Origin of the sequence: Pseudomonas sp. UBA6323 (assembly GCF_002439135.1) — a bacterium.
Taxonomy (GTDB): domain Bacteria; phylum Pseudomonadota; class Gammaproteobacteria; order Pseudomonadales; family Pseudomonadaceae; genus Aquipseudomonas.
This window is the reverse complement of the sequence record NZ_DJSX01000032.1, coordinates 67,095-73,328: the sequence shown is the minus strand read 5'-3', so window position 1 is coordinate 73,328 and position 6,234 is coordinate 67,095. Positions and strand designations below refer to the sequence as shown.

The following is a 6,234-nucleotide window of genomic DNA, read 5'->3' as shown; positions in this document are numbered from 1 at the left end:
ACATACAAGCCCGGATGCAATCCGGGGAATGGGTTTCCCGGATTGCATCCGGGCTACGGTCTTGAGACGGTAGGGCGGGTGCAACCCGCCAGCTCGCTGTTGGCGGGTTGCACCCGCCCTACGGGATTACCGCTGCCACTTCTGTCCGGGCACCAGAATCATGGAAAAGTACGGCGACTCCATCGGCTCCACCTCGTCCAGCGCGACGATCTTCTGGCTGGCCATGGTGGCGCGTTCGACGTAGTGGGCGCGGTCGTCCAGGCCGAGCTTGCGCAGCACGCGGCGCACCTTGTCGAAGTTGCGGCCGAGCTTCATCACCACGGCCGCTTCGGCGTCGCGCAGGCGTTGTTCCAGCTCGTCTTCCGGCAGCACGCCGGAGAGCACGCTCAAGCTCTGGTTGCGGTACACCAGCGGCGTGCCGAGCACCGAGGCGCAGCCGAGCATCGAGCACACGCCGGGCACCACTTCTACCTCGTAGCGATCGGCCAGGCGGTCGTGCAGGTACATGTAGGAGCCGTAGAAAAACGGGTCGCCCTCGCAGATCACCGCCACGTCCTGGCCGGCGTCCAGCAGCCGGGCGATCTGCTCAGCGCAGGTGTCGTAGAAGTCGGCGATCACATCTTCGTAGGACAGCGGCGGGGCGAGCTTTTCGGTGGTCACCGGGTAGACCAGTGGCAGGCGCTGCTGGGTGTCGTCCAGGTGCGCTTCGATGATGCCGAAGGCATTACCGCCGTGGCCGGCGTTGTGCTTGGCCTTGGCCACGAAATAGGCCACCACCGGTGCGCCTTTGAGCAGGCGCAGGGCCTTGAGGGTGAGCAGCTCGGGGTCGCCAGGGCCGACGCCGAGGCCGAGCAGACGGCCAGCCATCATTCCACCTCCGAGGCCAGGGCGTTGACCGCGGCCACCGCCATGGCGCTGCCGCCACGTCGGCCACGGACGATCACGTAAGGCACGCCACGGCTGTCTGCGGCCAGGGCCTCCTTGGATTCCGCTGCGCCGATAAAGCCCACTGGCATGCCGATGATCAGCGCCGGCTTCGGTGCGCCAGCGTCGAGCATTTCCAGCAGGTAGAACAGTGCGGTGGGCGCGTTGCCGATCACCACCACGCTGCCTTCCAGGTGTTCGCGCCAATATTCCAGGGCTACCGCCGAGCGGGTGTTGCCTACTTCTCGGGCCAGCTCCGGCACGCCGGCGTCATGCAGGGTGCAGATCACCTTGTTGTTCGCCGGCAGGCGCGGGCGAGTGATGCCCTCGGCAACCATGCGCGCGTCACAGAGGATCGGTGCACCAGCCAGCAGCGCGGCGCGGCCAGCGGCGCCGGCATCGGGGGAGAAGCGCAGATCCTCCACCACGTCGACCATGCCGCAGGCGTGGATTACCCGTACGGCGAGTTTTTCCAGGTCGGCGGGGATGCCGTCCAAGTTGGCCTCGGCGCGGATGGTGGCGAAGGAGCGGCGGTAGATTTCCTGACCGTCGCGGATGTAATCAAGCATCGGGGGTTCCTGCGGGGTGTTGGCGGGCGAACCAGGCGCCGGCCTCGTCGATGGTCATGTCTGGTGCCAGCAGGCGGCCGAAACCGGGCGCCTCGGGCGTGCGTTGATAGAGCTGGTAATGCTCGGGTGTGCTGGCGAGCAGCGTGTAAGGCTGCACGCGCGCGCTGGCGCAACTGCGCGGGCAGGCGCTGAGGTGTACCTGCGGACGAGCGCCGTTTTCGCGCAGTCGCTCGGCCAGCTGCAGGGCGTGCTGCTTGCTGTCGGCCAAACCGCGGGCGCAGGCCGCCGAGCCGGTGCAGGCGACCAGGCCGAGCAGCGGCTCGTCGGTCTGGGTGAGCAGCCCCAGTTCGGCCAGCGCGGACAGCAACTCGCCGGCCTTCGCTTCGGGAACGTTGCCCAGCAACAGACCCTGCCAGGGTGTCAGGCGCAACTCGCTGTCGCCGTGGAGCTCGCTCAGTTCTGCAATGGCGAGAAGTTGGTCGGCGTTCAGGCGACCCAACTGAGCAACGGCCGCCACCATGCGCAGACCGCTCTGCGCCTGTGGATAAATCCCTGCCGGAGCGCGTCCAACGCCAGCGCTCGGCTGCCAACGAGCCGGTACCGGTTGAAAGGGGAAATCTAGTCGAGTCTGCAGGCGTTGCAGCAGGTCGGCCGCCGGGATATGCGTCAGCAACTGACGCATGCGCGCTTGCTCCGGGGTGGCGAGTTCGAGGAACAGCAGCAAGAGCTGGCGCACCAGTTCGACCGCCTGCGTCACCTCGAATCGCGCCAGTGGCGCGTCGCTGGGGGAGCCGGCCAGGCCCAGCAGCAGGTGGGTTTCATCCTCGGCGGCCAGCCACAGGTCATGGGGATGTTCACGCATGGCCAGGGCTTCGCCGCCGTCCAGTTGCAGGGCGAACTTGGGCGACAGCGCATGCAGCGCCGGGGTGTCCTGCAACAGGTCGAGCAACTGGCTGGCCAGCGGGCGTACGTCCATCCGCATGTGCGGATCGAGGCCGGCGGCAGGGCTGAGCAGCAGGTTGCGTACATCGTCGGCGGCGGCCACGCGCGGGCCGAGGCCAGCGCCGAGCAGAGCGTCGATCAGCGTGCTCTCCTGGCCGGGCAAGACGCCACGAATCTGCAGGTTGCTGCGGTTGGTCAGCTCCAGCACGCCACTGGCATGCTGCAACGCCGCCTCGGCAATCGCCCGCGCCTGGGCACTGCGCAGCACGCCGCCGGGCAGCTTGATGCGGCAGATGCCACCATCCAGCGCAGGGACGATACGCAGCAGGCCGGGGCATGCAGAAGGGCGAACGGGCGCGAGCAAGGGATCACCTGTGGATAACGACGCGGCGACCGAACCAGCGAAATTCGCCCACAGGGAAATTTCATGGCATCGGTACACCCCGCCCGATGTTGGCACTCGCGACCAGCGTTCGTCGGCAGGTCTCCTGGCTGACAGGTCATGATCCGCTGCGCCTTCCCGGTTACCCAGTGGCCGATTGCATTGGACTCGCTGTTTACAGTTGCGGGGGCAGCCACGGTATAGCCGTGTTCCCTCTTCGAGCCTGTCTACGATTCGCTGTGCGTCGGCCCTGCCGCGTTAAAAGCAGACTCGGAATGCTCATGTGTTACAGCACACTCCGCTTCCTCGCCTGCTTTTGCCTTGCATGACTCTAGCTCGCGAGATCGTAAACAGACTCGTAGGCCCGTTTTATAAGGGGCACCGACGAAGGCTGTATTATGCCCGCTTTGCCCGGAGCGCGGACAGGCGCTCCGTCGGGCCTGTGTGAGGATGTTGGATGAAACCCTGGTTGACCTTGGTTGGCATCGGCGAAGACGGCTATCCCGGTTTGGGCAAGGCCGCGCGCCGCGCCCTGCTGGCGGCCACGCGCATTGTCGGCGCGCCGCGCCAGCTGGCGCTGTTGCCGCCATGCATCAGGGGCGAGCGGGAGACCTGGCCCAGCCCCTTCGACCTTGGGCCGCTGCTGGCGAAGCGCGGCGAGGCGGTGTGCGTGCTGGCCAGCGGCGACCCGATGTTCTACGGCGTCGGCGCCAGCCTGGCGCGTCAGGTGCCGGCCGATGAATTGCAGGTATTGCCGGCACCGTCTTCGGTGTCGCTGGCGGCGGCGCGCCTGGGCTGGCCGTTGCAGGAGGTTGAGGTGGTCTCCTTGGTCGGCCGGCCGCTGGCCACGCTCAACGGCAAACTGTTCCCCGGCGTGCGCCTGTTGGCGTTGAGCGCCGATGGCGACACGCCTGCGCAGGTCGCCGAAGCCCTGCGTGCACGCGGTTTCGGCGCCAGTCGCCTGACTCTGCTGGAGCACCTTGGCGGCTCTGACGAGCGCCGCATCGAGGGCCTGGCCGCAAGCTGGAACCTGCCACGCGGCGCCGACCTCAACCTGCTGGCCGTGGAGTGCCTGGCCGACGCCGGGGCGCAACTGCTGCCGCCGACCTGCGGCCTGCCAGACGACGCCTACCGCCACGACGGCCAGCTGACCAAGCGTGACGTGCGCGCGGTGACCCTGGCGCGCCTGGCGCCGCTGCCTGGCGAGTTGCTGTGGGATGTCGGTGCCGGTTGTGGTTCCATCGGCATCGAGTGGATGCGCGCGCACCCGGCCTGCCGCGCTATCGCCATTGAGGCCAACGAAGGGCGTCAGGAGCATATCCGTCACAACCGCGATGCCCTTGGTGTGCCCGGCCTGCAACTGGTGGCCGGGCATGCGCCCGAGGCGCTGGCCGGTCTGCCGGCGCCGGATGCGATCTTTATCGGCGGCGGCGTCACCGTGCCCGGCGTGCTGGATGATTGCTGGGCCGCGCTCAAGCCAGGCGGGCGACTGCTGGCCAACGCCGTGACGATTCAGAGCGAGGCGGCGCTGGTGGCCTTCCGCGAACGGCAGGGTGGCGAGCTGCTGCGGCTCACTGTGGCCCAAGCGCAGCCGCTGGGCGGTTTCGACACTTGGCGCGCGGCGCTGCCGATCACCCTGCTGGCGGTGCGCAAGCCGTGAGTGCGCGACTCCTGCTGCTCGGCGGCACCTCCGAGGCGCTGCGCCTGGCGCGCAGGTTGGGGCCGGAGACGATCTACAGCCTGGCCGGCCTTGGCCGCGTGCCGGACGATTTGCCGTGTCGCGTACGCGTCGGCGGCTTTGGCGGTGCCGAAGGCCTGGCGGCCTTTATCGTGAGCGAAGGCATTGAGCTGCTGCTGGATCTGACTCACCCCTACGCGGCGCAGATCAGCCATAACGCCGCCCGTGCTGCCGAGCTGGCAGGCGTGTCGTGTTGGGCATTGCGTCGTCCCGGCTGGCAGGCAGGCCCGAATGATGACTGGCGTGAGGTGGAAGGCTGGGATGAACTGACCCGCGCCCTGGCACCCTTCAAACGGCCGTTCTTCACCTCGGGGCGCGAGCCGCTGGCGCACCTGCGCGAGATTCCCGCGCATCAGCACTGGACGGTGCGCTGCCTGCAGGCCGAGCCGGCGCCGCCGCGTGCCGAGATCATCGGCGCGCGCGGGCCGTTCTCCCTGGACGAGGAGCGTGCACTGTTCGCGCGCATCCGCTGCGACGTGCTGGTAAGCAAGAACAGCGGCAGCACCTCCACCGAGCCGAAGTTGCAGGTGGCCCGCGAGCTGGGCTTGCCGGTGCTGCTGCTGCGCCGCCCGATGCTGCCGACGGTGACGCGTGAGTTCGCGGAACCGGACGCCTTGTGGGAGGCGCTTCAGCGGCGAAGGGATGGCTGCCGTCGCGGCTGAAGCCCCTCCCACAATGGGTGCAGCCTGTAGGGCGGGTGAAACCCTCCAACGTCGGTCTGGCGGGTCACACCCGCCCTACGCTTGCTGTTGCGCTGCTAGACTGCCGGCCCGTTCTGGAGACTGTCATGAGCCAAACCCCCTACGCCCGCATCCTGTTCATCGGCCCTGGCCTCGGTCGTGGTGCCTCGGCCGAGCGTTTGCAGCAGCGCGTCGAAGCGCTGCTGGGTGAGGCGCATCTGCATGACAGCGAGCAGGACGGCTTCTGGCAGGCCATCGATGAGGCGCCGCGACCGCTGCTGGTGGTGGATCTGGAGCCACGCGCCGATGCGGCGCACCGCGATTGGCTGCGCGAATGCATCGCCGAGCGCGGTGATGGGGCAGATGTGTTCGTGGTCTGCACGGCGCTGGAGGATGCCTGGCTCGAGGGCCTGGGCGCGCTGCTGGAGCAGCGTGACGCGCACATTCTCTGCAGCGATGTGCCGCCGGTGCCGGCGCATCACGCCTGGTCGCAGATTCCGCCGCATGCGCAGCGCCTGCTGCTGTGCAACGGCCCGCGCTGCACGCGCAAAGGCGCGCTGGGCCTGTGGAAAACCTTGCGTCAGCGGCTCAAGGCGGCGGGCAGGCTGGAGTGCGAAGGCGGTGTGCATATCACCCGTAGCCAGTGCCAGTTCCCCTGTGACCTGGGGCCGACCGCGAGCCTTTATCCACAGGGCGAGTGGTACGGCATCAGGGATGAGGCCGCGGTGATTCGCCTGGTCGATGAGCGGCTGGTAGCGGGCAGGGCGCTACCGGAGTTGCGTATTGACGAGCAGGCGTAACGTTGCTGCCAGTCAGTCAGGACGAACGCCCGTGATTGCCTTGCAGGATCGCGGCGTTTTCACCTGATCGAGCAGCCGCGGATGCTCGCGAGTCAGAGCGTATCGCGGACAAGTCCGCTCCCACGGGTAACGCTGTTCACTTAAGGTTGTACAGGTTTGGCTCCCTCTCCCCAAAGGGGCGAGGGGACTAATCGTGTCC

Annotated in this window: 6 protein-coding genes and 1 riboswitch; of the genes, 3 read left to right on the top strand and 3 right to left on the bottom strand. The window is 67.8% G+C overall.

Going from position 1 to position 6,234, the window contains the following annotated elements; all coding sequences use genetic code 11:
* Nucleotides 1-126 precede the first annotated feature (126 nt).
* The 3 genes from B3P22_RS06650 to cobG are packed head-to-tail and all read right to left on the bottom strand — an operon-like array spanning nucleotide 127 to nucleotide 2,799.
* On the bottom strand, nucleotides 127-870 hold the full coding sequence (locus B3P22_RS06650) for a precorrin-2 C(20)-methyltransferase (protein ID WP_296270431.1): 744 nt from the start codon (nucleotides 868-870) through the stop codon (nucleotides 127-129).
* The gene (locus tag B3P22_RS06645) at nucleotides 867-1,493 is read right to left on the bottom strand and encodes a precorrin-8X methylmutase (RefSeq protein WP_296270430.1); all 627 of its coding nucleotides are present in this window, start codon (nucleotides 1,491-1,493) and stop codon (nucleotides 867-869) included. Before B3P22_RS06645 ends, B3P22_RS06650 begins: the two co-directional genes overlap by 4 nt.
* The gene (cobG, locus tag B3P22_RS06640) at nucleotides 1,486-2,799 is read right to left on the bottom strand and encodes a precorrin-3B synthase (protein ID WP_296270429.1); all 1,314 of its coding nucleotides are present in this window, start codon (nucleotides 2,797-2,799) and stop codon (nucleotides 1,486-1,488) included. The genes B3P22_RS06645 and cobG overlap by 8 nt, the downstream gene beginning before the upstream one ends.
* A gap of 96 nt (nucleotides 2,800-2,895) precedes the next feature.
* Nucleotides 2,896-3,090: riboswitch (cobalamin riboswitch) on the bottom strand.
* Nucleotides 3,091-3,274: 184 nt separating this feature from the next.
* On the opposite strand from cobG, the gene cbiE reads away from it, so the two are divergent.
* The 3 genes from cbiE (at nucleotide 3,275) to B3P22_RS06625 (ending at nucleotide 6,035) form a co-directional block, all read left to right on the top strand.
* Nucleotides 3,275-4,477, top strand: coding sequence for a precorrin-6y C5,15-methyltransferase (decarboxylating) subunit CbiE (gene cbiE / locus B3P22_RS06635; protein WP_296270428.1), 1,203 nt, complete (start codon nucleotides 3,275-3,277; stop codon nucleotides 4,475-4,477).
* The gene (locus B3P22_RS06630; protein ID WP_296270427.1) at nucleotides 4,474-5,217 is read left to right on the top strand and encodes a cobalt-precorrin-6A reductase; all 744 of its coding nucleotides are present in this window, start codon (nucleotides 4,474-4,476) and stop codon (nucleotides 5,215-5,217) included. Before cbiE ends, B3P22_RS06630 begins: the two co-directional genes overlap by 4 nt.
* Nucleotides 5,218-5,342: 125 nt before the next feature.
* Nucleotides 5,343-6,035: a (2Fe-2S) ferredoxin domain-containing protein gene (locus B3P22_RS06625; RefSeq protein WP_296270426.1), complete on the top strand. Its 693-nt coding sequence runs from the start codon at nucleotides 5,343-5,345 to the stop codon at nucleotides 6,033-6,035.
* The last annotated feature ends 199 nt before the right edge of the window (nucleotides 6,036-6,234 follow it).

Bases quoted from the DNA above. Each gene is read 5' to 3' on its own strand.
- B3P22_RS06650 (WP_296270431.1), bottom strand. From the start codon at position 870: ATGATGGCTGGCCGTCTGCTCGGCCTCGGCGTCGGCCCTGGCGACCCC.
- B3P22_RS06645 (WP_296270430.1), bottom strand. From the start codon at position 1,493: ATGCTTGATTACATCCGCGACGGTCAGGAAATCTACCGCCGCTCCTTC.
- cbiE (WP_296270428.1), top strand. From the start codon at position 3,275: ATGAAACCCTGGTTGACCTTGGTTGGCATCGGCGAAGACGGCTATCCC.
- B3P22_RS06625 (WP_296270426.1), top strand. From the start codon at position 5,343: ATGAGCCAAACCCCCTACGCCCGCATCCTGTTCATCGGCCCTGGCCTC.